The following is a 25,412-nucleotide window of genomic DNA, read 5'->3' on the forward strand; positions in this document are numbered from 1 at the left end:
GCGAATGGGGGCCTGCCTGCTCGTTGCGGGGAAGGCCCTCGCCCTTGCGGCGCCGCTCTTCACCCTGGGTTGGACCCATTCGGTCGAGAAGGTCGAATGGGAGGAAACCTGGCGTATTGCCGGCGCAACCCTTGTGCTCGAACAGGCCCGCGTGAAGGGCTCGGGCGCCGGCATGGAGCCGCCACCGGAGGCGCGGTTGCTGGACGGCTGGTATGTCTGGCAGCCGGGGCGGAGCGAAAGCCGCGTTGCACTGGCCGCCTCTGGCGCGACCGGATCGGGCTGGCGGCTCTGCTCGGCCGGCCAATGCCGGATTCTCGGCGAGAACGCGGCAGGGCCCGTTCATCTTGAACCTTGCCCGGGGCTCACCCGCCCCTGAGGCGCCTTGCCCTGACCGGTCGTCCGATACCCGGTGGTGCGACGATCCGCCCTTCCTTTGCCACGAGCTGCCCGCGCAGGAAGGTCATGACCGGCAGGCCGCGTGTCCGGAACCCCTCGAACGGCGTCACATTCCCGAGCGAGTGCAGGTCCTCGCCGCGGATCACGCTGTCCCGGTTCATGTCGATCACGACAAGATCGGCATCGGCTCCCGGCAGGAGCGCCCCCTTCTGCGGGTCCAATCCGAAGGCGCGCGCCGGCGCCTCACAAGCCATCCGCACATAGTCGGGCAGGGTGATCCGGCCGTCATTCACCGCTGTCAGCATCAGCCGCATCGAGGTCTCGACCCCTGGAAAGCCCGGCGCCACCTCCCAGATCGAGGCTCGCCTCTTCTCCGCCGGGGCATGGGGTGCATGGTCGGTCGAGATCATGTCGATTACCCCGCTCGCCAGCGCATCCCAGAGCGGGCCGGCATGCCCGGCCTCGCGCACCGGCGGCTTGACCCTCAGCGCGAGATCGCCGGTACGCGGGGCATCGTCCATGCTGAGATAGAGGTAATGCGGGCAGGTCTCGGCGGTGATGTCCACGCCTCGCTTCTTGGCCGCAGCGATCAGCGGCAGGGAATGCCGGCAATTTTCATGCGCGATATGAATCGGGCAACCGGTCCATTCAGAAAACAGCGCGATCCGTGATACGGCCTCCACCGTCGCGATATCGGCATGCTGCTCGAGATGGGCGGCGAGGTCTTGGCGCCCCGCCGCTTTCAGCTTGGCGCCACGCCAGGCGAGAATCGGTGTGTTTTCCGCATGAACGGTGCAACGGACGCCGCGTTCGGCGAGGATGGCCAGCGCATCGAGGACAGCGCCGTCATTCGGGCAGGGCACGAGCGGGTTGTCGCTGCCGAGATAGAGCTTGAATGCCACTGCGCCGGTCTCGACCATCGGTGCGAGCTGATCGAGATTGCCCTCGCCGATATAGCCATAGACGCCGAAATCGACGCAGGCCTGCGCCGAAGCGAGGGCCAGCTTGGCGCGGACGGCGCCGGCATCGGCCGTCGGCGGATTGGTGTTCGGCATGTCGAACACGGTGGTCACCCCGCCGATGGCAGCGGCCTGCGTGGCACTGGTCCAGGTCTCCTTGTAGGAAAAGCCTGGCTCGCGGAAATGGACATGAACGTCGATTGCGCCGGGAATGACATGGCGTCCCGCGACATCGATCACCTCCCGGGCCGGCGGCATCGCTGCGTCATTGCCGATGGCGACGATCCGCCCGTCCTTGACCGCGACGGCGCCGGGCCTCATGCCCTCCGGCGTTACGAGGGTGCCCCCGGCGAGGATCAGGTCGACGAGGCCGCACGTCACGGAATGGCCCTCGCAATGGCTTCGGCCACGGCGAAGAGATCGGCATTGCGCCGCTTCATGCTGGCGATCCTGTCACGGATCTCGGCCAGCGCGCCGGCAGCATCGAAGCTTGTGATCCGTCCGTCCTCGACCAGAATCCGGCCATCGACCAGAACATGCGAGACCGCCGCGCCGGTTTCGGCAAAGACCAACTGCGCAACCGGGTCGTTCACCGGCACCCACCACGGATGGTCAAGCCGGTACAGCGCGAGATCGGCCCGGAATCCCGGTTCCAGCCGGCCGATCCGGCCTTCGAGCCGAAGCGCCCGCGCACCGCCCTCCGTGGCCATGCGCAATGCGTCCCGCGCACTGACCCAGCGCGTCCGGTCGGGCAGGTCGGCCCGATGCAACAGGGCGGCGGCACGCATCGCCTCCTGCAGGATCAGGTTGTCATTGGCACCGGAGCCATCCGTGCCGAGCGCAACCGGTACGCCGGCGCCCAGCAGGTCCGGTGTCCTCATGCGCCCGGCGCCGATCCGGGCATTGCTCTCCGGATTATGAACAGCCACCACGCCGTGCCCGGCCATCCGTGCGATATCGGAATCGTCCAGCCAGATGCAATGCGCACAGGACCAGCGCCCGGACAGAACCCCGAGCCGGTCGAGATGCTCGACCGTGGTGGTGCCGTAGCGCCGCGCGGCGATCTCGGCCTGTGCCCGCGTTTCGAGCAGATGGGTATGGATACCGAGATCGTGCTGATCCGCGAGCTCGGCGCAAAAGACCAGCGCCTCGTCGCTGCACCGGTCCGGGTTGGAGGGCGCCGGAAAGACGCCGATCCGGCCCGCATGGCCATGCCAGCGCCGCACGATCTCCGGCATCTCCTCGCGCAAGGCCTCGAGGGGATGCGGCTGGAGGATGTCGACCGAAGCGGCGGCTGCCGCGAGTTCCGGTGGAAGCCCGGCCCCTGCGGGCACGATGTCGCTGAAGGCGCCGTCGAAAAACCGCATGCCGAGTGTCGCCCGCATGCCTGTTTCTGCCCAGGCGGCGAGCACGGTATCCATTTCCGCCACCGTGAAACGCTGGCCGGGAAAATGGTCGATCGCGGCGGTCGTGCCACTCTGCAGCATCTGCGCGGCGCAGAGCAAAACGGCGAGACGGATCTCCTCCGGTGTCCGGCGCGAGGTATGGGCCTGCGTCAGCCACATGAAGGCCGGGTGACTGAGCCGGTCGCCGAACCCGGCCATCGTTCCCGATTGTGAATGCATATGCGCATTCACCAGCCCAGGAACCGCGAGCATGCCCCGGGCCTCGATCACGCGGTCCGCTGCCGCGCTTGCCTCTGCGGCTACCGTGCCAACAGCCTCGATCACCCCGCATCGGATCAGGATGTCGCCACTTTCGAGAATCCGGTCCCCGGCATCGAGCGTCAGGATCATCGCCTGCCGGATCAGCACGGTCCCGCCCGTCATGAGAAAAGGACCTTCCCGGTCGAAAGATCGAGCTGCAGGCCACGCCCTTCCACCTCGGCGCGGTCAACGAGATGTTCGGCCAGCACGACATCCTGAATGGCCAGACCCATCGACTTGAACACGCGGACATCGCTGCCCGGAGACAGGGCCAGCCCGCCTGCCGGAACGGCGCCGATCTCGGCGCGGATTCGCGCCGGAACCAGAGCGCCGCTTGCCAGCGCCAGCCGGATATCGCCGGCCTTTTCCGTCGCGCCCTGCCGGGCATCGACATAGAGATCCGCGCGCCGCATCAGGGCATCATCGGCTTCGCGGGCATCCGGCCGGTTGGCGCCACCGAGAATGATGCAGGCACCGGGCCTCACCGAACCGCCGGGAAAAACCGGTCGGTCGGAGGTCGTGACCGTGGCAATGATATCCGCACCCGCGACAGCCGCTTCCGGCGAGGCCGCGCAGACAATCCGGGTATCGGTAAGCTCCGGCCAGAGCGCCGCCTGCGCGGCAAGGGCCTGCACGCGTCCGGGCGTGCGCCCGGCCAGCCGGATCTCGCGGATCGAGGGGCGAACGGCCTTGAGATAACGCAGGGTCAGCGGTGCACTCTTGCCGGCGCCGAACAGGGCGAGGATGCCGGCATTCGCCGCCGCGAGCCTGTCTGCCCCCACCGCGAAGCCTGCCGCCGTGCGATGATCGTTGAAAGCCCGCGCCGCCAGCAGCGCGCGCGGTTCCGCCCGCGACCAGTCCCACAGGGTCAGCAGGCTGCCCCAGAGGCGCGGGGCCTCCGGCCCGTCCGGATAGGCGTGGACATTGCTTTTGATGGACAGCGCCTCGGCGCCGCGCGCCCCGCCGAGCAGGAGGCAGCCGGCTTTCGGGCTGGCATGGCGAAGATCGCCACGGACCGATGCGGCAGTCTCGCCCGCTGCGTAAAGCCGGAAGGCCCGCGCGGCGGCATCAAGCGCATCAGGCTGGGTGATCAGCGCTTCGATATCGGCCTCGCCCAGGAACAGCATCGGTTCAGCAGCATCCGAGACGCTGCAGGTAATGGTTCCGCACTGCGGTTTCGAAAGCCGGCAAGGCGGCCGCGAAGCCCTGGCGACTGGCGAGGCCGGCGCGATAGGCCGCACGGAGCTCATGGTGTGCGGCATCGAGATCGACCCCGACCACCCGGCCCCGGCTGACGATGGTGCGGCCGGCCACGATCACCTCGCGGATATGGCTGCGATTGGCCCGCGCGAACATCAGGTCGAGCGGATCGACCGGCATCAGCGCATCGTCGTCGAGCGCGGCCCGGTCGACCAGCACCAGATCGGCGGCGGCGCCCTCGCTCAGCACCCCGCCTTCCGGCACGCCGATGGCCATGCGGCCATTCTCGAGCGCCATCCGCAGGATATCCGACGGCACAAGCTCGGTGTCGAACCCCCAGCCGGCATGGAGCGACCAGAGCAGCCGCATCTCGCGCAGGGCGTCGTCATCCTCGTCGAAGGCCTGCCCGTCAATGCCAAGCGCCACGCGGCAGCCACGCCGCAACATGTCGGCAACCGGAGCGATGCCCGAGCGCAAGGCGAGGTTCGACGAGGCATTGGTGGTGATGATGCAGCCCGCCTCGGCGATCATCTCCAGTTCGTCCGGCCGGGCCCAGACACAATGCGCCAGCGTCAGCCGGGGCGAAAGGAGCCCGATGTCCTTCCATCGCCGGACAAGACCGCCGGGATAGTTCCGGTCCGCCCATTCCCGCTGGTACTTCGTCTCGAAAAGATGGGTCGTCACGCGCCGGCCGGTCCGGGCGGAGGCTTCGGCTACGGCTTCCCACATCGCCTCGGAACACCATTGCGGCCCGTTCGGCGCATATTGCACATCGACCATCGGCCCGCCGACGGCTTCGGCCACCGCATCGACCTGGGCAAGCTGTTCGCGGATCGGCGACACGGGCCCGAGAAAGCGCTGGCTGATCGCCTCCCGTTCATCAGGGGAAAGCGCGGCCAGCACGCCGGCAGGGTCACCATAGACGAGCGGGTTCTGGTCGCGCAGACCGATCCCGTAGGCAATCCGCACACCGACATCCCGCGCCGCGCGGGCAATCTCGCGCGCTTCCGTCGGCAGGTCGGTCAGCCCCATGGCCCGCGTGGCATGGACCATGACGCTGCCCTGCCCGCCCAGAGCCGCGCGGGCGAGCGGGGCCAGTGCAGCGAGATAGGGATCGACCGGAACCAACAGCGCCAGCCGGTGCAGCCAGATTTCCAGCGGTCTGCCGAACCCGCCGATCGAGCTGGTCCGGATCGGCCGGGCATGGTCATGCGCATTGGCGAGGGCCGGGAGGACAACGACATCCTCCGCGCCTTCCGGCATGGCCTCGATGGTCCGGATCCGGCCGTCCCCGAGCACCAGACGCCGGTCGGTAAAGCCGCCTCGCGCATCGATCCCGTGGCGAGCGGTTATTTCGCGCAAGGCGGGCATCGCCGGCCCTCAGCTCTTCGGCGCGGCGAGCTTGCGCTCGGCCAGCGGCGGCAGGAAGGAGCGGTTGAACACTTCCGCCATGGTCGGGGCCTTGGGCAGCCCGAACGCCTCGACGATCTGCGCGATCGCCTTGCCCATGCGCGCGTCCGAGACATCCCCCGCGCCGATCTTGTCGGTTTCCGGCGTGAACATATGGGCGCGGTAGGTGAACTCAACGCGCTTGGCCTCGATTTCCGGGTTCACGGTCGGTTCCACCCGGGCCATCACCTTGCCGGCTTCGGCCGGGTTGGCGGTCAGTTCGAGCATGGCGCGGTTGACGGCGCGCACCAGCCCGGCCACGGCCTTGGGGTTCTCGCGGATCATCTTCTGCGAGACCATCACGCCATTCGAATAGGCCTCGATGCCGTGATCGGAATACATGATGAACTTGTAATCCTTGTCCGGATTCAGCCGCATGCCGATCAGGTTCATGTAGGAGGTGACGGTGAAGACGAAACCGCCATCCACCTGGCCCTGAACCATCATCATTTCCTGGACCGAGGGGGCGATGTTCACCACCTCGACCTTGCTCGCATCAATGCCGTTCATCTTGGCGAAGATCGGAAACAGCCGGTGCGTGGCCGAGCCGGCCGGCGAGGTCAGTTTGCGGCCCTCGAGGTCCTTCAGCGTCTTGATCGGGCTGTCTGCCTTGTGGATGATTGCGAAGGGAGACTTGTTGTAGATCATGTAGACCATGACCGGCGCCTCGCCCGGCTTGTTGACCGCCTGCTGGATGATGGCGTTCATGTCGCCGAACCCGGCATCATAGGCACCCGACATGACCCGCGTGACAGTGGCGGCCGAGCCTTCGCCCTGATCGATCGTCACATCGAGGCCCTCGGCGGCGAAATACCCTTTCTCCTTGGCGTAGAAATACCAGGAATGGACGCCCTGGTATTTCCAGTCGAGCGTGAAGCGGATCTTGGTCGGGCTCTGGGCGGAGACCGGTGCCGAGAGGCCGAGGCCGGCGGCAGCGAAGGCGGCAAGGGCAGTCTTGAGAAAAAGGCGACGCATGGAAGTCTCCTGGGTTAGGGGGAGAGAGAGCGAGGTCTTTCAGGGGGAGGCGAGATCGGTCTTCCGGTGGGCCCAGCCGGTGACCCTGTGTTCGATCAGCGAGAACAGGACGTAGAGCGTGACGCCAAGCCCCGCGAGAACGAACAGGCCGGCAAAGACCAGAGGCACGTTGAAGCTGGAGGAGGCGATCATCATCATGTTGCCGATGCCCCGGTTCGAGGCGACGGTTTCGGCGACAACCGAGCCGACAAAGGCGAGCGTGATCGCCACTTTCAGCGCCGCGAAGAAATAGGGCATCGAGCGCGGCAGGCTGACATTCCAGAGGATGTCGAGCTTCGACGCCTTGAGCGTCTTCATCACATCCTCGAGCTCGGGCTCGACCGTGGCGATCCCGGTGGCGACATTCACCACGATCGGGAAGATGCAGATGATCATGGCCGTCAGGATGGCCGGCACCGTGCCTGCCCCGTACCAGAGCACGAAGATCGGCACGACCGCGACCTTGGGGATCGACGAGAACCCGACCAGCAGCGGATAGGCGGTGTCATAGGCGAGCCGTGACGAGCCGATCAGCACGCCGAGGAACAGCCCGATCACCACGCCGATGCTGAACCCGACCAGCGTGGTGTAGAGCGTCTGGTAGGTATGCGGCCAGATCGCCGGCCAGAACTTCACCAGCGCGGCGACGATCTGGGTCGGGCGCGGCAGCAGGATGTCGGAGATATTGGCGACGAGACAGAACAGCTCCCAGGCCACGAAGAATCCGAGGATCAGCGCGGTCGAGGCGCCCTTTTCCCGCAAGGTGTCGAGAATCCGTTCCATCGGGTCCCTCCTCAGGCCGTGCCGGGCGGATGGCTGACAATGCCGGTGCCGCCCCGCGCGCCGACGATCATCGCGCGCAACTTCTGGTTCAATTCGACGAAATCGGGCTGGAAGGTCATGTCGATCGTGCGCGGACGCGGCAGCTCGACCACCTGGTCATCGAGGATCCGGCCCGGCCGCGCGCTCATCACGCAGATCCGGCTGGCGAGATAGGCCGCCTCGCGCAGGTCATGCGTGACGAGGATGACCGTCAGCTTCTTCGACAGCCAGAGATCCTGCATCACGGCCCACAATTCCTCGCGGGTGAACTGGTCGAGCGCGCCGAAGGGTTCGTCGAGCAGCAGCAGGTCCGGGTCATGCACGAGGGCGCGGCAGAGATTGGCCCGCTGCATCATCCCGCCGGAAAGCTGGAAGGGAAATTTCTCGGCAAAGCCGGTCAGACCGACCTGCTCCAGCAGGGTCTCGACCCGGTCCCGGAACTCGCTGTTCCGCTTGGCCCGGAAGCCCTGCCGGAAGGGCGGCACGATCTTCAGCGGCAGCATCACGTTATCGCGGATATTGAGCCAGGGCAGCAGGGTCGGGTTCTGGTAGGCCATGCCGATCCGGATCGGGTTCGCGCCGATCTCGCGGCCGGCGACGAAGACGAAGCCCGTGCTCGGCTTCAGCAACTCGCCGACCATTTTGAGGATCGTCGACTTGCCGCAGCCAGACGGCCCGACAAGGGCAACGAACTCGCCCTCGGCGATCTTGAGCGAGGTTGGCGCCAGCGCCTGGACGGCACGCGCGCCCTTGCCATAGGTGATCGAGGCGTTTTCGAACTCGATGAACGGAGCGGTCGGAGCCGCCCCGTCGCCGGCTTCGGCGGATCGGAGCTGGGCATTCATGATGCGCCTCCCGGGCTGGTTCTGTCCGGCCCTCGCAAGACTGCGGCCAATGTCTGGTCGGTATTGCGCGGCCGGGCCGGCGGCATGCGCTGGATCGACGTCACCTGCCGACCCCAGCCGCTGGTCTCCTCGACGAGGCGGCGGTCACGCTGGACGAAACGCCCGCGCACCAGCGTATGGATCGGCACGCCCGTTACCTCGACGCCCTCGAACGGCGTGATCTTCCCGCGTGAATGCAGGCTTGCGGCGCTGATCGTCTCGGTCCGCTCGAGATCGACCACCGCGATATCGGCATGCGCGCCGGCCTCGATCCGCCCTTTGGCGGGCCAGAGGCCGAAAGCGCGGGCCGGGCTTTCGGCCGATATTTTCACATAATGCTCAAGCGTGATGCGCCCGCCTGCCACTTCGTTCAGCATCAAGGGCATCTGCGTCTCGACGCCGGGGAAGCCGCAATCCGCCTCCCAGATGATGCTCCTGGTCTTTTCCTCCGGCGTATGCGGCGCATGGTCGGTGGCGATCATGTCGACAACCCCGCTCTGCAGCGCCTGCCAGATCGCGGCGGAATCGCTCGCTTCCCGCACCGGCGGGTTGACGCGGATGATCGAGCCGAGCCGCGCATAATCGCGGCTGTCGAGCAGCAGGTAGCAGGGGCACGTCTCGCCGGTAATCTCGACGCCGCGCGCCTTGGCATCAGCCAGCGGGCGCAACTCGGCCGCCGAGGAAATATGAAGCACATGGATCCGCGCGCCGGTCCATTCGGCCAGTTCGGCCGCGCGGCTCACTGCCTCCGCCGCCACGATGGCGGGCCGTGCGGCGATATGGGCGAGCGGGTCGTTCCGCCCGGCTTCCATCAGCCGTTTCTGCCGCCAGGCCATGACCGAGGCCGTCTCGGCATGGAGCGAAATCCGGAGCCCGGACGGCGCGATGATCTCGAACCCTTCGAGCATCGCCCCGGTCGAGGGCGAGGGCAGGTTGCCGAAGGTGTTGCCCATGAAGCATTTGAAGGCGTTCACGCCGCCATCGATCAGCCCCTGAAGCTCGTCGATATTGTCCTCGGCAAGGAGGCCATAGATGCCGAAATCGACATGCGACTTCTCCGCCGCCTGCTGCTTCTGGCGCAATTCCTTGACCGAGCGGGTTGGCGGATGCGTGTTCGGCATCTCGAACACCGTCGTCGTCCCGCCCATCGCCGCAGCGGCGCTGCCGGTCCGCCAGTCTTCCTTGTGGGTGTAGCCGGGCTCGCGGAAATGGACATGCACGTCGATCGCGCCGGGCAGCAGGTACTTGCCGCCGACATCGACCACCTCGCGCGCTGCCGGCATGGCGGAGGGGTCGCCGACCAGCGCGATCAGGCCATCCTTGATGGCGATGTCGGCCCGGTAGCGCGTCATGCCAGTGACGATTGTGCCGCCGGTCAGGACGAGGTCGGCGAGGAAGGGTTCCGTGCTCATTCCCGTCCTCACAGCATGGCCCAGCCGCCATCGACCGGCAGGTCGACGCCGCTGATCTGGCGGGAAACCTCGGAGGCGAGGAACAGGCAGGCATGGGCCACGTCCTCGTCGGTCGAGACACGCCGCAGCGCATAGTCGGCCGCATGCTTCTGGACCGCCTGCTCCTCTGTGATTCCCAGACGTGCCGCCATTTCCGGCACAACCTTGCCCCGGAAGCGGGGGCCATCGACCATGCCGGGCGCCACGCAATTCACGTTGATATTGAAAGGCCCGGCCTCGAGCGCGAAGCTCTTGGTGATGCCGCGGAGGCCCCATTTCGAGGCCGAATAGGCCATGCGGCCGGCGCGACCACGCATGCCGAAGGTCCCGCCGACATTGACGATCTTGCCGTCGCGCTGCGCGATCATGGTCGGCAGGCAGGCCCGCATCGTGTTGAAGCAGCCGCGCATGTTGAGATCGACGATCTCGTCGAATTCAGCTTCGGTTGTCTCCCAGCCCGTCTTGCCGATCGGGCCGGATCCGCCGGCCACATTGACCAGCACGTCGACACGCCCCCCGAAGGCTGCCTTCGTCTCGGCAATCGCCGCATCGCAGGCTTCGCCTCGGGTGATGTCGCAGGCAACCACGATCGCCTCGGCACCCCCCGCCCGTATCTCGGCCGCGACCGGCTCAATGGCGGCAACATCGCGCCCGAGCAGGGCGAGCCGGCTGCCTTCCGCCGCGAAGGCGCGGGTGATCGCCGCGCCCATGCCTTTGGCCGGCCCGGTGATCACCACCACCCGGTCTTTCAGTTTCAGATCCATGATCGCGCGTCCGGTTCAGGTCAGCTTGGTGATGCGATCAGCAATCGGCGGCAGATAGGCGCGGCTGAAGATCTCGCCCGGTGCCGGGCTGCGCGGCAGGCCATCCGCTTCCACGACAATGCCGATCGACTTCGCAAACCGGGCATCGTCGATATCACCGAGGCCCAGCTTCGCGAGTTCGGGATGGCTCATCTCGTCGGCCAGGGTCGCGAGCAGGCGCTCCTTCTCGACAACCTTGTTGATCAGCGGTTCGCGCTTGGCCACGGCATCGACAGCGGCATCCGGGTCCTTCAGCGTGTCCTTCAGGCCCTTGTTGATCGCCGCCAGCAGCCCCTTGAGCGCGCCGGGATTCTCGTTGACGAGCTTACGCGAGGCGATGACCGCATTCGAATAGAGGTCCATGCCGAAATCACCGTAATTGATGAACCGGAAATCCTTGTCCGGATTGATCCCGACCAGCTTGGCCGAGAAGCGGATCGTATTGACGAAGCCGAATACGCCCTCCACCTGGCCGCGCTGGAGCATCTGCTCGCGCAGGTTGGGCTGCATGTTGGTAATCTGCACCTTCGCCGGGTCAATGCCGACCTGCTTGGCAAAGGCCGGGAAGAGCTTCAGCGCGCCATCATTGGCGGGTCCACCCAGGGTGCGGCCCTCGAAATCCTTCGGTGTCTTGATCGGCCCGTCCGCCTTTACCGCGATGGTGAAGGGAGGGCGATTGTAGAGCGCCGAAATCGCCAGTGGCGTGTTGCCGCCGGCCGGCCCCTTGGCCACGAGCTGGATCAGCGCGTTGATGTCGCCGAAGCCGAGATCGTAGGAGCCCGATGCCACCGCGCCCACCGCAGCTCCCGAGCCATTGCCCTGGTCCATCGTGATCTCGAGACCGGCCTCGCGGAAATAGCCCCGGTCCTCGGCGAGGAAGAACCAGCCCTGCGGACCCTGGTACCGCCAGTTCAGCACCATCTTCAGCCGCGTGAGCGATTGGGCGATGGCCGGGCGCGGCAGCGTCGAGGCCAGGGCAGTGCCCCCCAGGCCGAGGCCGAAAACCCGTCGCGAAATCCGTCCTGCTTCATCCGATGCCATGTCAGCGACCCCTTTTGTTCAGACCGGAGCGGACGCTAGGGGAGTTGACCGATGCCGTCTTCTGCTTATTTCTTGGCAGACCTGTTCGAAAAATGCATCGCTGGGAGAGACTGCCCGTGAAGCATCTGCGCCTCCTGCACTATGTCGACGAGGTGGCTCGCGTCGGCTCGATCCGGCGGGCGGCCGAACGTCTCAACCTCACGGCCTCCGCGCTCAACCGCCGTATCCAGGATATCGAGGAGGAGCTGGGCACGCCGATCTTCGAGCGCCTGCCCCGCGGCGTGCGGCTCAACGCGGCCGGCGAATTGCTGATCCGGCATATCCGGACGCAGCTTGCCGATATGAGCCGCGTGCGCTCGCAGATCGAGGATCTCTCGGGGTTCCGGCGCGGCACCGTCTCGATCGCCTGCAGCCAGGCTTTGGCCTATGAGCTGCTGCCGAGCGTCATCGCCGCCTACAGGCATGAATTCCCGCTGGTCGAGTTCGAGGTGAAGGTCCGCGATCATGCCGATGCCCTGCGGGCGCTGGCAGAGTTCGAGGTCGATCTCGCCATGGTGTTCCGGCCCTCGGTCATGGCGGATTTCCAGGTCCTGGCCTCGGCCGAGCAGCGGGTTGTAGCCATCCTGGCGGCGGATCACCCGCTCGCCGCGCGGCCCATCTTGCGCTTGCGCGATTGCGCCGCCTATCCGCTGGCTTTGCCGGATCCGAGTTATAGCGGTCGCCAGCTCCTCGACGAGGCCACGGCGCGGAGTTCCTTCCGGTTCGAGGCGGTGGTCGAATCGAATTCCTTCGAATTCCTCCGCAACTACGTGCGCTTCGAACAGGCCATCACCTTCCAGATCGAGGTGGGCGCGCCGGCCACCCTGAAGGAGCGCCACGGCCTTGTCTCGCGCCCGGTCGATCTGCGCGACATGCCGCCTGCGAGGCTGGCCATGGGGCAATTGCGTGGCCGCGCCCTGCCGGTGGCGGCAGCCAAATTTGCCGAGCAGCTCGGCCGGCGCTTTACCGGGCCACCGGTTACATCCATTTCGGAACCGTGACCTTCCGGAAGGTGATCAGCCCGTCGATCAGCAGGCCCGGCTCCGGCTGCACCACGATGCCGTTCCGGTGTTCGGGCGGCAGGAACCTTTGGCCGATCATGTGGTCGATAAAGGCGAGGAAGGGCTGGTAATAGCCCGCCACATCGAGCAGACCGGCCGGCTTGTCGATCTCGCCGAGCTGGTTCAGCGTCCAGATCTCCATGAATTCCTCCAGCGTGCCGATCCCGCCGGGCAGGGCGATGAAGGCATCCGCCAGCTCGGCCATCCGTGCCTTCCGGGCCCGCATGGATCCCACGATCTCGCTGGCATCGATCTCCGGATGCAGGTGCCCGCGATCGGCAAGGCGCTGGGTGATCACGCCATGGGCCTTCCCGCCCGCCGCGCGGGTGGCATCGGCCAGAAGGCCCATCAACCCCTTGTTCGTTCCGCCATAGACAAGCGTCAGCCCGCGCGCGCCGATCGCCTGGCCGAGCGCCTTCGCGGCCTCGATATAGGTTTCGCCGAGGCCGGTATTCGAGCCGCAGAAGACGGCGACGGAGCGGATCGGGCGGTGGGCTTCTGTCGACATGGCGGCGCGCTCGCAGGCTGGGGAGACAATCCGTACTTGCCGGGAGCCCCGTGCATTTGCAACATCGCAAGGTGATTCCGCATGGGAAAGGACCGCTGCCGATGTTCGAACTCAAGGCCTCTCCCGAAACTGCGCATTGGGGTTATTTCGATGCCGGTCTGGCGCCGGCCCTGCGCGTGCCCAGCGGTGCGACGGTGCGGATCAGCAGCGTATCCGGCACGCGCGAGGTCCTGCCGCCCGCCGGTTTCCATGTGCCGCCGGAACTGCACGCCATCCATACGGCGCAGGTCGGCCTGCCTTTCGGCCCGCATATCCTGACCGGGCCAGTCCATGTCGAGGGCGCCAGCCCGGGCGATGTGCTGGAGGTACGGATCCGCGAGATCGGCCTGCATCAGGACTGGGGCTTCAATTTCAACCGCCCGCTGGCCGGCACCCTGCCGGATGACTTCCCGACCTATCACCTGATGCATGTCGCCCTCGATGCGAAGCGCATGATCGGCACCATGCCCTGGGGGCTCGAGCTGCCGCTGGCACCCTTTTTCGGCGTCATGGGCGTTGCTCCGCCGCCGGCCTGGGGGCGCTGCACCTCGATCATTCCCCGGGCTTTCGGCGGCAATATCGACAACAAGGAGCTGGTGGCCGGCACTACGCTCTTCCTGCCGGTCTTCGTCGAGGGCGCCCTGTTTTCCTGCGGCGATGGCCATGCCCTGCAGGGCGACGGCGAAGTGAATGTCACCGCCATCGAGACCGCCCTTGCCGGCACCTTCGAATTCATCGTGCGGAAGGACCTGCGCTTCACCTATCCGCGCGCCGAAACGCCGACCCATGTCATCACCTGCGGCATGGATCCCGATCTCGACAAATGCGCCGAGAAGGCCCTGCGCGACATGATCGCTCTTGTGGTCGAGCGGACGGGCCTGACGCGCGAACAGGCCTATGGGCTCTGCTCCATCACCGCGGATCTGCGGATCACGCAGACCGTCAACCAGCACAAGGGCGTGCATTGCATGCTGCGGAAGGACTATCTGGTCGGCCCGCGTTGAGGTCTGGCGCGAGCCGGGCCGGGCGCGGGCTTCCCGATGCTCTATTGCCAGCCCTTCATCCCCAGCCTTTGCGCCAGTTCGGCCAGGGCGGCATCTGTCATCGCGGCATGACCTTCGGCGGTGGGGTGGATCGCCCCGCCATAGACCGCGCTGGTCGCGCCCCAGATCGGGTCGTGCAGGTCGCCGGCGAGCCGCCGGAACTCGTCGGGATAGGTCATGGCTGCGAAATAGCTGTCATTGGCGGTCCTCACCCAGCGTTGTCGCGAGGCATAGGGCCTGAATTCGCCTTCGCGCCCCGCGCAGGCCCCGGCCAATGCACTGGTTTCCGGTGGCGGGGCGGTTGCGAAGGACCGGCCATCCGTCCGGAAACACTGGCGGTCGAAGTCCGGATCGTCGCTGCCGGTGGTACAGAATCCATGCTCGGCGAAGGCGCCCTGATGCCGGTCGACAAAGCTCATGGCTCGGCTTTCCGGATTGATGCAACCGGTCGAAGGCGCGCAGCGCGCAAGGTCCTTCAGGGCAGGAAAGAACGTGGTATCGACGAAACGCACGGCATCCGCTGCTTTCGCACCATCGACGCCGAATCCGGGATGCACATCGAACCCGTGTCGGGAGCCCGGACAGGCGCGGGTGGCATCGCGGCGGGCCGGATTGCCGTAGATCGTGTAGATGACATTGCCGAGATCGCGCCCGGCAATCACCGGGGCGAGCCGCCGGCGCAAGGTTTCGAAATGCGGGCGGAGCATCCGCGTGATCGCGCGCTCGGCCTGCCTGACACTGGTGACAAGCCCTGCAGCCTCGAAAATCTCGCGCTCCTTGCCGGGCTGCAGCATGATATCGGCGACAAGGCCGGAAAACCCGATATCGTTCGCTCCGATCGTCAGCAGGACCGCGTCGAAGGGACGGCCTGCATCGAGCACATAGCGGTCAATCAGCGAGATCTGCGACTGCACGATCGTCAGTCCGTTATAGAATTCGCGCGCCTTGCGTGATTTCAGGATGCCATCCTCGATCGTCGCACCCGTACAGCCGAGCGTCACGAAGGTGACCGCGCTGTCGGGATTGCGGATCGCCAGGGCCAGCGCGGCGCGCATCTGGTAGCTGTAGAGTGAGCGATGACAGGCCGGGCTTGTCCAGCGCGCCGCCCGCGCACCCCAGGCGCGCCGCTCCTCGTCTGTCGAGACCTCGCCGGGATTGGCCGGGCAGGCCGTGCGAAGGGCGTAGCCTTCCCGGCTCGGGCGCCAGTATTCGCGGTTGGAGAAGAACCGGTCGAAACACATGGCCCGTGCCGATGACAGACGGACCGGTCGATCCGGGTTGCCCTCGCCCGAGGCGATTGAATCGCCGAGGCCGGCCATCAGCACATGTCGCACGGCGACATCGGTCGTGGCGAGGATCAGGCGCGGGTTGGTGGCTTCGGCTACGCTGACCGCAAGGCGGCGGCCCGCAGCGATGCGTCGTTCGAGGCCCTGGCAGGGGCCCTGCAATTCCTCCCGCACGCCCGTCGCAAGATCGCGGAAGATCCAGCGGCAGGCGGATCCCGCTGAGCCGGCGGGAACGAACGTGAGACGGAGCGGAAAGCTGGCCGGAGTGAGGTAGGATTCCTGCACGCCGTCGCGCCGGCATGTCCCGGCGATCTCGTTGCCGCCTGCTTTCAGGCAGGTCCGGCCGAGCATCGCGGCGGCCCATCCCTCGCGGGAGCCTGCCGAGAGGGCGCGCTCAGTTTCGAGGATGGAGGAACGGCCGGCGGCAGCCTGCGCGTGCCGCTCGAAATCCGCGCGCTCGGTGAAGAGCCGGAACCGGTTGATGACGTGCCATTCGATCGTCTGGGCTGCTGCCGGCAGCCCGGCGCCGAGGAAGCCGAGCATTGCCAGCCCTGCAAGGCGGGCTGACAACCGCGTGACTGTTCTGCGAGGTCCGACCATGGCTTCCTCCTCCGGTCTGGGCCGGCCATCCGGCCTCTGCGTAGCCGCAGGGCGGCACGCCGGGGAGAAGGCTGCCGCCCTGCGTCATGGGCCGGGCAGGGAACCCTTCCCATGGCCTTCACGCTGCGCCGAACCCGCGTCGGGTGCTGTGGTCTTTGTCACTCAGGCCAAAAATCCGGCCGCGCGGCGCGGCCGGAGCAAGTGCAGCGGGGCTGGAAGCCGGCAGTCAGCGCGTCTTCCGATTGTAGATGTAATTGTCGTAGCTCGCGTCGCCCACCCGGGCATAAAGCTCGTTTTCCTCGAGGAATTTCTTCCAGTGCGGATAGATTTTCGCGAAATCGGGGCTTTTGGTCCGCAGTTCCTCGAAGGTCTTGAAGGAGGCATCATAGGCTGCATCGAGGATCAATTGCGAAAAGAAGCGGATCCTGGCGCCGGCCGCAGCAAGTTGGCGAAGGCCGCCCGAATTGATCGTGTCGTAATGTGCGACATGGCCAGTCCAGGTCGCTGTGGCGGCCGCCTCGAGGATCGCCTTGTAGTGCTTGGGCAACTCATCCCATTTGGCCTTGTTGATGAAGGCCATGATGGTGGCCTGCGGCTCCCACCAGCCTGGCGCATAGTAATACGGCGCGACCTTGTGCAGCCCGAATTTGAAATCATCATACGGGCCGGCCCATTCGGCCGCATCGATCGTGCCGCGTTCAAGCGCCGGGTAGATGTCGCCCGGCGGCAATTGCTGGGGCACCACACCCAGCTTGGCCATCACCGTGCCCCCAAGGCCGGGGATCCGCATTTTCAGACCCTTGAGATCATCCAGAGTGTTGATTTCCTTGCGGAAGAACCCGCCCATCTGAGCCGTCGAATTGCCGACGGGCAGCCCATGCGTGCCCCGCGCATTGAAGAATTCGTTGAGCAGCGCCAGGCCGCCGCCCTTGAACAGCCAGGCCGCCTGGCCACGTGTGTTGAAGCCGAACGGCAGCGTCGAGCCGAAGGCATAGGCCGGGTCCTTGCCGAACGAATAATAGGACAGCGTAAACGCACATTCGACAGTGCCGGCTTCCGCCGCATCGAGAACGGCCGGCCCGCCGGGCACGATCTCGCCGACGCTGAAACGCTGGATCTGGAATTTTCCGTCCGTCGAATCCGCAACCCGCCGGGCAAAGTCATTCGCAGCCTCGACGACGGAATCGACCGTTCGTGGCACGAACATCGGCATGCGCCACGTCAATTGCGGATTGCTTTGCGCGATGGCCGGCGCCGCAATCGCCGTGCCGGCGGCGGCTGCCCCGCCAACCAGCAGGTTCCGCCGCGAAGTCCCGGGCGCGGTCGTGCCGGCCCCCTTGGTGTCCGTCATGGTCGTCCTCCCTTCGAATGCGGCTTTTGCCGGCTATTTCGTTATAGGATATGACGACCTGTGGATTTGTCAATCGGGGTCCCGGTCCGGCGACGATGCCTCGCCGGAACTCACCTTGGCGAGGCGGATCAGCGGGTCGAACAGCTTTTCATAGGCCTCCATGCCGATCGCCTCGCGCAGCTTGGCTTCGTGCTCTTCGGACAGCCTGTCCAGTTCGGAATAGGCCAGCTTGCCGGCAGGCGTCAGGTGCAGGGCGAGCGAGCGCTTGTCGCCGGGAATGGCGCGCCGCTCGACAAAGCCTCGCTGCTCGAGTTCCCGCGCCAGGGCGACAAAATTTGCTTTCTTGATCGCCAATGCATCGGCAACCCGGGTTTGCGAAAGGCCCGGATTTCGAGCGATAATCACAAGCGCGGAATATTGCGCGGGGCTGATCTGGGCCACGCTCATCGTCTGGAAGAAGCTCTGGAAGATGGCAATCTGCGCCCGCCGGACAACATAGCCGAGGCGGCGGGTGAGCGGACCGAAATCAAGCTCGGAATCGAAGGTTTCCCGAGATTCGTCGGCGGCAGGCGCAGGCGGGTTCGACGTCTTCGGCATGGGCGCTCTCGAAACGGATCCCGCCTCTTGTGCCCGATCTGGCCTGCCGGTCAACCGCCGGCCGCTCCGGACCCCGGCACGTCCCTTGACCTCCGTATATCGTTATGCATTATGACGATCATGAAGATCGCGTCACGAATCCGGCGCGAGGAGGGCTCATGACGGATCATCTGCCGCCGACGCTGGTGCTCGAACGGGATGGCCCGGTTGCCCTGCTGGCGCTGAACCGCGCCGAGAAGCGGAACGCTCTCGACGACCGCACCATCCTTGGCCTCGCCGCGTTTTTTCGCAACCTGCCTGAGGGCATACGTGCGGTGGTGCTCCATGGTCGCGGCGATCATTTCTGCGCCGGCCTTGATCTCGGCGAGGTGACAGGCGAGCCGGATCTCTTCAAGGGCATCCTCCATTCGCGCATGTGGCACGAGGCCTTCCGCGCGATCCAATATGCCTCGGTCCCGGTCTTCACCGTTCTGCACGGGGCTGTCGTCGGCGGCGGGTTTGAACTGGCCGCGGCGTCCCATATCCGCGTCGCCGAAGCCTCGGCCTATTTCGCTCTGCCGGAGGGGCAGCGCGGCATCTTCCTCGGCGGTGGCGGGTCGATGCGCATACCGAGGCTGATCGGCGTGCCGATGGTCCAGGACCTGATGCTGACCGGGCGCACCCTCTCGGCCGAGGAGGGGCATCGCATGGGCGCGGCGCAATATCTGGTGCCGGGCGGTCAGGGACGGGCCAAGGCGCTTGAACTGGCGCACAAGGCGGCCGGGAATGCCCGGATGACCAATTATGCCGTGCTTCAGGCCTTGCCGCATATCGCTGAATCGAGCCCCGAGGCAGGTCTGTTCACGGAATCGCTGATGGCCGCGATCGCCGAGGCGACACCGGAAGCTCAGGAACGGCTCCGCGCCTTCCTTGAAAAGCGGGCGCGGAAGATCACGCATGGCTGACCCGTAACCACGGGCCGGCCGGTACAGACGGGGGCGCAGCCGGCGGCAGAACCGGTCTGACCCGAGGGAGGGACCATGGCTGCTTTTCGGGATGTTGCCCTCGGCGTTCTGACGCCCCTCCTCGAGGACAGGCCGGCAGGCATGCAGTTCGTTCGCTCGCGCGAAGCGCTGGGCACCCTGCCGGATCGGATGACCGATGCGCTCGATCACTGGGCGGTTGCTGCCCCGGAGCGGGTCTTTCTCGCGCAGCGGGATCGCTCCGGTGACTGGCGCAGGCTGACCTTTGCCGAGGCGCATTCGGTATCCTCCCGCATCGCCTCGGCGCTGATCCGGCGCCACGTCTCGGCCGAACGGCCGATCGCCATCCTCTCCGGCAATGACATCGAGCAGGGGCTCCTTGTTCTGGCGGCGATGCGCATCGGCGTGCCCGTGGCACCGGTTTCGCCCGCTTATTCGCTCGTCTCCACCGATTTCGAAAAGCTCCGCTACATTCTCGGCAAGCTGACGCCGGGCCTGATCTTCGTCGCGCGGGCGGCGCCCTTCGAGCGTGCCTTGCGCGCCGTTGCACCGCCGGATTGCGAGATCGTCTGCACCGAGGGGCGGATCGATGGCATGGACACCACGCCGTTCGCGACGCTTCTCGATGGTGAAGAGGCGGATGCCCGCGTTGCGGCTGCGCATGCCACGGTCGGGCCAGAGACCATCGCGAAAGTGCTCTTCACGTCGGGTTCGACCGGTCAGCCCAAGGGTGTGATCAACACCCACAGGATGCTCACCGCCAATCAGGCCATGCTGCGGCACTGGTTGCCTTTCGTGAAGGACGAGCCGCCGGTCCTGGTCGACTGGCTGCCCTGGCATCACACTTTCGGCGGCAATCACAATTTCGGGCTGGCCCTGACCAATGGCGGCTCACTCTATATCGACCATGGCAAGCCGCTGCCGGGCGGTATCGATGAGACCGTCCGCAATCTCAAGGAGATCTCGCCGACTTTCTATCTCAACGTGCCCAAGGGCTTCGAGGAGCTTGTCGCCCGGCTCCGGACCGACAGCGCCCTGCGGGACAGCTATTTCAGCCGGCTTCGGGCCAATTTCTATGCCGGCGCCGGCCTGCCGCCTCATGTTGCCAGGGCGCTTGACGAGATCGCTATCGAAACGATCGGCGAGCGCATCCTGATGGTCACCGGGCTCGGCGCCACGGAAACCGCGCCAGCGGCCCTGGCCTGCACCAAGGAAACCGCCCGGCCGGGCCTTGTCGGCCTGCCGCTGCCGGGGCTGGAGCTCAAGCTGGTGCCCAATGCCGGAAAGCTGGAAGCAAGGCTCCGCGGTCCGACGATCATGCCGGGCTACTGGCGCGACCCGGTCCAGACAGCCAAGGCCTTTGACGAGGAGGGCTTCTACTGCCTGGGCGATGCCCTGCGCTATGCCGAGCCCGGCCGGCCGGAAGGCGGCTTCATTTTCGATGGCCGCGTCTCGGAGGATTTCAAGCTGGCCACCGGCACCTGGGTCAGTGTCGGGCCGCTGCGCGCGCAGTTGATCACGGCCTTCGCGCCACTCGCGAAGGACGTGGTCATTGCCGGGCATGACCGCGACGATATCCGTGCGCTGGTCTTCCCGGATCCGGAAGCCTGCCGGGCGGCGATCGCGGCGCCTTCCTCCGTACCCGATGCCGCCGTTCTGGCCGATCCGGCCCTGCGGCGGCTTTTCGCGGCGCGGCTTGGCCAGCTCGCAAGGGCCAGCACCGGCTCGTCCAACCGTGTCACCCGCATCCTGCTGCTGGCGGAACTGCCCTCCATCGATGCCAACGAGATCACCGACAAGGGCTCCATCAACCAGCGCGCGGTTCTCACCCGCCGCGCTGCCCTGGTCGAGGCGCTCTATGCCGAACCGCCCGGTCCCGAACCGATCCTGCCCGAGAGTTGAGGAATGCCGCGATGAAGATCGACGAGCTTGTCGCCATTGACGTCCATACCCATGCCGAAGTGTCCTGCCGGCAGGATGCTGACGTCTACTGGGCGCCCTATGACGAGGCAGCCAGCCGGTATTTCAAGGTCGGCAGGCGCCCGACCATCGACGAGACGCTGAAACTCTATCGCGAATGGAAGATCGGCCTCGTGATGTTCACGGTCGATACCGAATTCCAGATCGGCAATCGCCGCATCCCCAACGAGGAAATCGCCGATGCGGCGCGCGGGAACAGCGACATCATGCTCGCCTTCGCCTCGATCGATCCGCACAAGGGCAAGATGGGTGTCCGCGAGGCGCGCGATCTGGTCGAGAGCGGGGCGGTGCGCGGCTTCAAGTTCCACCCGACCTGCCAGGGGTTCTTCCCGAATGACCGCCTCGCCTACGGGCTCTACGAACTGATCAATCATTACAAGCTTCCCGCCATCTTCCATACCGGCCATTCCGGGATCGGAACCGGCATGCGTGGCGGCGGCGGCATGCGACTGAAATATTCCCAGCCGATCCATATCGATGATGTCGCCGTCGATTTCCCGGACATGACGATCATCCTCGCCCATCCCTCCTGGCCCTGGACGGACGAGGCCCTGTCGATGGCCCTGCACAAGCCGAATGTCTATATCGACCTCTCGGGCTGGATGCCGAAATACTTCCCGCCGCAGATCGTCCAGTATGCCAACAGCCAGCTGAAATCGAAGATGCTGTTCGGCTCCGATTTTCCGCTGATCCGCCCGGATCGCTGGATCGAGCAGTTCCGGGAGGCCGGTTTCAAGCCCGAGGTGCATGACCTGATCCTGAAGCAGAACGCCATCCGGGCGCTGGGCCTGGGCTGAGGAGGCACGTCATGGACCTTGCCGGCAAGGCTGTCATTGTCACCGGAGGTGGATCGGGGCTCGGAGCCGCCACCGCCGAACGTCTCGCTGCGGCAGGGGCGCGGGTCGGTATCGTCGATCTCGATGCGAAGGCCGCCGAAGGCTTGGCCGCGAAGATCGGTGGAATCGCCCTGCCGGGCGATGTGGCCAGCGAGGAGGCCATGATGGCCGCCCTGGCGAGGGCCCGGGCGGCGCATGGGCCTTGCCGTGTGCTCGTCAATTGCGCCGGGATCGGCACGGCGAAACGCGTTGTCGGGCGCGACGGCCCCATGCCGCTGGCGGAGTTCGAGCGCGTCATCCGCGTCAATCTCGTCGGGTCCTTCAACATGCTGCGTCTGGCCGGGGCCGAGATGGCTACGCTCGATCCGCTTGAAGACGGCGAGCGTGGCGTCATCATCTCGACGGCTTCCGTCGCGGCTTTCGAGGGGCAGGTCGGACAGGCGGCCTATTCGGCCTCGAAAGGCGGCATTGCCGCAATGACATTGCCGGTTGCCCGCGAATTTGCCGGCTTCGGAATCCGCGTGCTGACCATCGCGCCGGGCCTCTTCCTGACGCCGATGATGCGCACGCTCCCCGAGGAGGTCCAGAAAAGCCTTGGAGAGTCGATTCCCTTCCCGCGCCGCCTCGGCGGGGCGGAGGAATATGCGAGCCTCGTCGTCCATATGGTCGAGAACCGCTTCCTCAATGGCGAGATCGTCCGGCTGGACGGCGCGCTCCGCCTGCCGCCGCGATAGATCCGCCATGCCCTACCGAGCCCCCGCTGATGCGATCCGCTTCTCCCTCGAGATCCATGGCGGCCTTGATCCTGCCCTGACCGAGGGCATCCTCGAGGAAGCCGCCCGGTTTGCCGAACAGCGTCTCGCCCCCGAGAACCGCCGGGCCGATACGCTGGGCGCGCGGTTCGAGGCCGGCGCGGTGACCACGCCATCGGGCTGGCCGGCGCTCTACCGCGATTGGGCCGCGGCTGGCTGGAACAGCGTCGACCTTCCCGAAGCATGGGGCGGCATGGGCCTGCCGACCCGCCTCGCCACCGCCACCATGGAATTCTGGACCTCGGCCTGCATGGCATTCGCACTCGGCCCGGTCCTCACGCAGGGGGCGGTCGACACACTGGAGATCCATGGCAGCGATGCGCTGAAGGCGCTTTACCTGCCGCGTCTCGTCTCCGGCGAATGGACCGCCACGATGAATCTGACCGAGCCGCAGGCAGGGTCCGATCTGGGCCTGTTGCGCAGCCAGGCCGAGCCGGCGGACGATGGCACGTGGCGCATCCGCGGCAGCAAGATTTTCATCACCTATGGCGAGCACGACCTGACGGAGAACATCATCCATCTCGTCCTCGCCCGGCTGCCCGGAGCACCGGAGGGTTCGAAGGGCATTTCGCTCTTTCTTGTCCCGAAATTTCTCGTCCATGCCGATGGAACGCTCGGCGCGCGAAACGATGTGGCCTGCACCGGCATCGAGCACAAGCTTGGCATCCATGGCAGCCCGACCTGCTCGATGGCCTTCGGTCAGGCGGGCGGCGCGATCGGCTGGTTGGTCGGCGAGCCGCATCGTGGCCTCGCCTGCATGTTCACAATGATGAACAAGGCGCGCCTCTTTACCGGTCTGCAGGGCGTGGCGATGGCCGAGCGTGCCTTCCAGCATGCGCTCGCCTTCGCAGGGGAACGCAAACAGGGCCGGGCACCGGGCGCCCGCGCGACCAGCGCGATCATCGATCACCCCGATGTCCGGCGGAACCTGTTGCGCATGCGTGCCCTCACGGCGGCGGGCCGGGCCATCGCCCACCGCGCCGCGCAGGCGATTGATCTCGCCCATGTCGGTGGCCCCGGCCACGAACAGGCGGCGGAACGGGCCGCCCTGCTGACGCCGATCGTCAAGGCCTATTGTTCCGATCTCGGCTGTGAGGTGACGTCGCTGGGGGTCCAGATCCATGGCGGCATGGGCTATGTCGAGGAAACCGGGGCCGCGCAGCTGTTCCGCGATGCACGCATCACCCCGATCTATGAAGGCACGAACGGCATCCAGGCCATTGATCTCGTGCTCCGGAAGGTCCTTCGGCCCGGCAGCGGACTGGCCGAGGTTATGATCGCCGAGCTTGCCGCCACCGCCGGGGCCGCCCGATCGGCGGGGCTGCTGCAACTCCAGGAAGCCTGCGCCGACGCGGCTGCTGTCCTTGCGCAAGCGATCAGTTGGCTGCGGGCACATGCTGACGCGACGGAGCGCCTGCTCGGCGCCGCGACACCCTTCCTCCGGCTTTTTGCCACCGGACTTGCCATGGGCTTCCTGACGGAGGGAGCAATCGCTGCCGATCGACGGCTAAAGGCCGGAGATCGTTCCGCCACTTTCCGGCATGCGATTGCGGATGCTTGTTATTTCGCCGGAAGCGAGGCCACCCTCTTGCAGGGGATGGCCCGCACTGTGATGACGGGCCTTCCGGATTCCGATTTCGGGCCGTGAGGCCAAAGCGACGGAAGAGTTGCGGAAACGGCTCCGTGCAACGACGCGGTCGCTTTTCACGCAGCCATCGGGAAAACCCGTGGCAATGATGGAATTGAATGGCGCACCCGAAAGGATGAAAGCGAGAACTGTTATGTCATTGTTTTGGAATGCTAAATAGATATCCCTGTCAGTCGGAATACCAAAGCTCGTGCTCTTCGACTGCAAAATCGATAGCCTTGAGCACGTGGCCTTCGGGAGCAACGCAGACCGACATATCGATTGTGTGCTTTATGCCAACGCTGTGAAAAGCGTCCCGAATTTTGTCGGCTTCTCGGCTGTCGATATCGCCAATCTTAGAAAATCGGCCGTCAACAAACTCGGCTTCAAACGCCAAGTCGGGGAAGAACTCAGCGGTCACATCGGTGCCGATGCTGTCGAAGATTCGCTGAGGAACGCATAGCCGAAAATGGGCAGGTACAAGGGCCTGAAGACTTTCAGAACCCATCGCCAGACGGTAGGCGTGGACTTCGGACTCGAAAACATTGCGCGTATGCTTCTCATCAGGTTTGCGCCGGTAAATTTTCCTGATCCTGGCAGCGACCCTGTCGACAAAGACAATCCCATAAGCGCCTTCACTCAAATAAACGAAATCTGCGTCCGCTAGGCGCAAGCCGCGTTCTTGGTTTGCAATAGACATCAGCGATCCCTCAGGCGATCAATTGGACATCTTTGGGGTCAAGCTGGAACGCCGCCCTGAAGTTCCCACGCAAGAACTCCTCCATTGTATCCGCCGAAGCTGACGGCTTTAGCCAGTCGATGTCATATCGGAACGGCCCCGGGCAGCTTATCCACTGGTTTGTGAGGTCATAAACAACGGTGTTGACGTTGCCCCCAAGTTTTATCCAGTTCTGAGTTCGTTTCCGGGGTTGGGATTGCCCTGCTG

The 25,412-nt window shown here is 65.8% G+C and carries 24 protein-coding genes; 8 read left to right on the top strand and 16 right to left on the bottom strand.

The genetic code is table 11. From position 1 onward, the window contains the following. The first annotated feature begins 4 nt into the window (after positions 1 to 4). Positions 5 to 376 carry a DUF1850 domain-containing protein gene (locus P0652_RS14380; protein ID WP_284179512.1) on the top strand — a complete coding sequence of 124 codons (372 nt, stop codon included), beginning with the start codon at positions 5 to 7 and terminating at the stop codon, positions 374 to 376. Here the strand turns inward: P0652_RS14380 and P0652_RS14385 are convergent. The 10 genes from P0652_RS14385 to P0652_RS14430 are packed head-to-tail and all read right to left on the bottom strand — an operon-like array spanning position 363 to position 11,725. Further along, on the bottom strand, positions 363 to 1,736 hold the full coding sequence (locus P0652_RS14385; RefSeq protein WP_284179513.1) for a dihydroorotase: 1,374 nt from the start codon (positions 1,734 to 1,736) through the stop codon (positions 363 to 365). The genes P0652_RS14380 and P0652_RS14385 overlap by 14 nt on opposite strands. Further along, positions 1,733 to 3,184, bottom strand: coding sequence for an amidohydrolase family protein (locus tag P0652_RS14390; RefSeq protein WP_284179514.1), 1,452 nt, complete (start codon positions 3,182 to 3,184; stop codon positions 1,733 to 1,735). Before P0652_RS14390 ends, P0652_RS14385 begins: the two co-directional genes overlap by 4 nt. Next, the gene (locus P0652_RS14395; protein WP_284179515.1) at positions 3,181 to 4,188 is read right to left on the bottom strand and encodes an ornithine cyclodeaminase family protein; all 1,008 of its coding nucleotides are present in this window, start codon (positions 4,186 to 4,188) and stop codon (positions 3,181 to 3,183) included. The genes P0652_RS14390 and P0652_RS14395 overlap by 4 nt, the downstream gene beginning before the upstream one ends. 4 nt (positions 4,189 to 4,192) lie before the next feature. Continuing rightward, positions 4,193 to 5,632 carry an amidohydrolase family protein gene (locus tag P0652_RS14400; RefSeq protein WP_284179516.1) on the bottom strand — a complete coding sequence of 480 codons (1,440 nt, stop codon included), beginning with the start codon at positions 5,630 to 5,632 and terminating at the stop codon, positions 4,193 to 4,195. A gap of 9 nt (positions 5,633 to 5,641) precedes the next feature. Then, positions 5,642 to 6,685, bottom strand: coding sequence for an ABC transporter substrate-binding protein (locus tag P0652_RS14405; protein ID WP_284179517.1), 1,044 nt, complete (start codon positions 6,683 to 6,685; stop codon positions 5,642 to 5,644). Positions 6,686 to 6,724: 39 nt separating this feature from the next. Next, positions 6,725 to 7,507 (bottom strand): ABC transporter permease, encoded by a 783-nt coding sequence (locus tag P0652_RS14410; protein ID WP_284179518.1) that lies wholly within the window; start codon positions 7,505 to 7,507, stop codon positions 6,725 to 6,727. Positions 7,508 to 7,518: 11 nt separating this feature from the next. Further along, positions 7,519 to 8,391 (bottom strand): ABC transporter ATP-binding protein, encoded by an 873-nt coding sequence (locus tag P0652_RS14415; RefSeq protein WP_284179519.1) that lies wholly within the window; start codon positions 8,389 to 8,391, stop codon positions 7,519 to 7,521. After that, on the bottom strand, positions 8,388 to 9,842 hold the full coding sequence (locus tag P0652_RS14420) for a dihydroorotase (protein WP_284179520.1): 1,455 nt from the start codon (positions 9,840 to 9,842) through the stop codon (positions 8,388 to 8,390). The genes P0652_RS14415 and P0652_RS14420 overlap by 4 nt, the downstream gene beginning before the upstream one ends. An 8-nt stretch (positions 9,843 to 9,850) precedes the next feature. Then, positions 9,851 to 10,645: an SDR family NAD(P)-dependent oxidoreductase gene (locus tag P0652_RS14425; RefSeq protein ID WP_284179521.1), complete on the bottom strand. Its 795-nt coding sequence runs from the start codon at positions 10,643 to 10,645 to the stop codon at positions 9,851 to 9,853. Between the two features lie 15 nt (positions 10,646 to 10,660). Then, a complete protein-coding gene (locus P0652_RS14430; RefSeq protein ID WP_284179522.1) occupies positions 10,661 to 11,725 on the bottom strand; it encodes an ABC transporter substrate-binding protein in 1,065 nt (354 codons plus the stop codon). A 116-nt stretch (positions 11,726 to 11,841) separates the two neighbouring features. Between P0652_RS14430 and P0652_RS14435 the strand changes: the two genes are divergently transcribed. Next, positions 11,842 to 12,765 carry a LysR family transcriptional regulator gene (locus P0652_RS14435; RefSeq protein WP_284179523.1) on the top strand — a complete coding sequence of 308 codons (924 nt, stop codon included), beginning with the start codon at positions 11,842 to 11,844 and terminating at the stop codon, positions 12,763 to 12,765. Here the strand turns inward: P0652_RS14435 and P0652_RS14440 are convergent. Then, on the bottom strand, positions 12,743 to 13,333 hold the full coding sequence (locus P0652_RS14440; protein ID WP_284179524.1) for an LOG family protein: 591 nt from the start codon (positions 13,331 to 13,333) through the stop codon (positions 12,743 to 12,745). The genes P0652_RS14435 and P0652_RS14440 overlap by 23 nt on opposite strands. 95 nt (positions 13,334 to 13,428) lie before the next feature. On the opposite strand from P0652_RS14440, the gene P0652_RS14445 reads away from it, so the two are divergent. Then, the gene (locus P0652_RS14445) at positions 13,429 to 14,376 is read left to right on the top strand and encodes an acetamidase/formamidase family protein (protein WP_502947535.1); all 948 of its coding nucleotides are present in this window, start codon (positions 13,429 to 13,431) and stop codon (positions 14,374 to 14,376) included. Between the two features lie 41 nt (positions 14,377 to 14,417). Here the strand turns inward: P0652_RS14445 and P0652_RS14450 are convergent, their stop codons facing one another. The 3 genes from P0652_RS14450 to P0652_RS14460 form a co-directional block, all read right to left on the bottom strand. Continuing rightward, entirely contained in the window at positions 14,418 to 16,301 is a 1,884-nt protein-coding gene (locus P0652_RS14450) for an SGNH/GDSL hydrolase family protein (RefSeq protein ID WP_284179526.1), read from the bottom strand. 226 nt (positions 16,302 to 16,527) lie between these two features. After that, positions 16,528 to 17,652, bottom strand: a complete 1,125-nt coding sequence (locus P0652_RS14455) for a TRAP transporter substrate-binding protein (protein WP_284179527.1) — start codon at positions 17,650 to 17,652, stop codon at positions 16,528 to 16,530. Between the two features lie 69 nt (positions 17,653 to 17,721). Then, complete coding sequence (locus P0652_RS14460) at positions 17,722 to 18,249, bottom strand: MarR family winged helix-turn-helix transcriptional regulator (protein WP_284179528.1); 528 nt, start codon at positions 18,247 to 18,249, stop codon at positions 17,722 to 17,724. Between the two features lie 158 nt (positions 18,250 to 18,407). On the opposite strand from P0652_RS14460, the gene P0652_RS14465 reads away from it, so the two are divergent. The 5 genes from P0652_RS14465 (at position 18,408) to P0652_RS14485 (ending at position 24,487) form a co-directional block, all read left to right on the top strand. Further along, a complete protein-coding gene (locus tag P0652_RS14465; RefSeq protein WP_284179529.1) occupies positions 18,408 to 19,193 on the top strand; it encodes a crotonase/enoyl-CoA hydratase family protein in 786 nt (261 codons plus the stop codon). A gap of 75 nt (positions 19,194 to 19,268) precedes the next feature. Then, positions 19,269 to 21,113, top strand: a complete 1,845-nt coding sequence (locus P0652_RS14470) for a feruloyl-CoA synthase (RefSeq protein WP_284179530.1) — start codon at positions 19,269 to 19,271, stop codon at positions 21,111 to 21,113. Positions 21,114 to 21,124: 11 nt separating this feature from the next. Further along, a complete protein-coding gene (locus tag P0652_RS14475; protein WP_284179531.1) occupies positions 21,125 to 21,988 on the top strand; it encodes an amidohydrolase family protein in 864 nt (287 codons plus the stop codon). Positions 21,989 to 21,999: 11 nt separating this feature from the next. Further along, entirely contained in the window at positions 22,000 to 22,761 is a 762-nt protein-coding gene (locus tag P0652_RS14480; RefSeq protein ID WP_284179532.1) for an SDR family NAD(P)-dependent oxidoreductase, read from the top strand. Between the two features lie 7 nt (positions 22,762 to 22,768). Then, positions 22,769 to 24,487: an acyl-CoA dehydrogenase family protein gene (locus tag P0652_RS14485; RefSeq protein WP_284179533.1), complete on the top strand. Its 1,719-nt coding sequence runs from the start codon at positions 22,769 to 22,771 to the stop codon at positions 24,485 to 24,487. A 169-nt stretch (positions 24,488 to 24,656) separates the two neighbouring features. Here the strand turns inward: P0652_RS14485 and P0652_RS14490 are convergent, their stop codons facing one another. Then, complete coding sequence (locus P0652_RS14490) at positions 24,657 to 25,166, bottom strand: hypothetical protein (protein ID WP_284179534.1); 510 nt, start codon at positions 25,164 to 25,166, stop codon at positions 24,657 to 24,659. Positions 25,167 to 25,176: 10 nt separating this feature from the next. After that, positions 25,177 to 25,412 (bottom strand): hypothetical protein (locus tag P0652_RS14495; protein WP_284179535.1); only part of this gene is annotated, 236 nt, incomplete at its 5' end.

Origin of the sequence: Rhabdaerophilum sp. SD176, assembly GCF_030143245.1 — a bacterium.
Lineage (GTDB): Bacteria > Pseudomonadota > Alphaproteobacteria > Rhizobiales > Beijerinckiaceae > Rhabdaerophilum.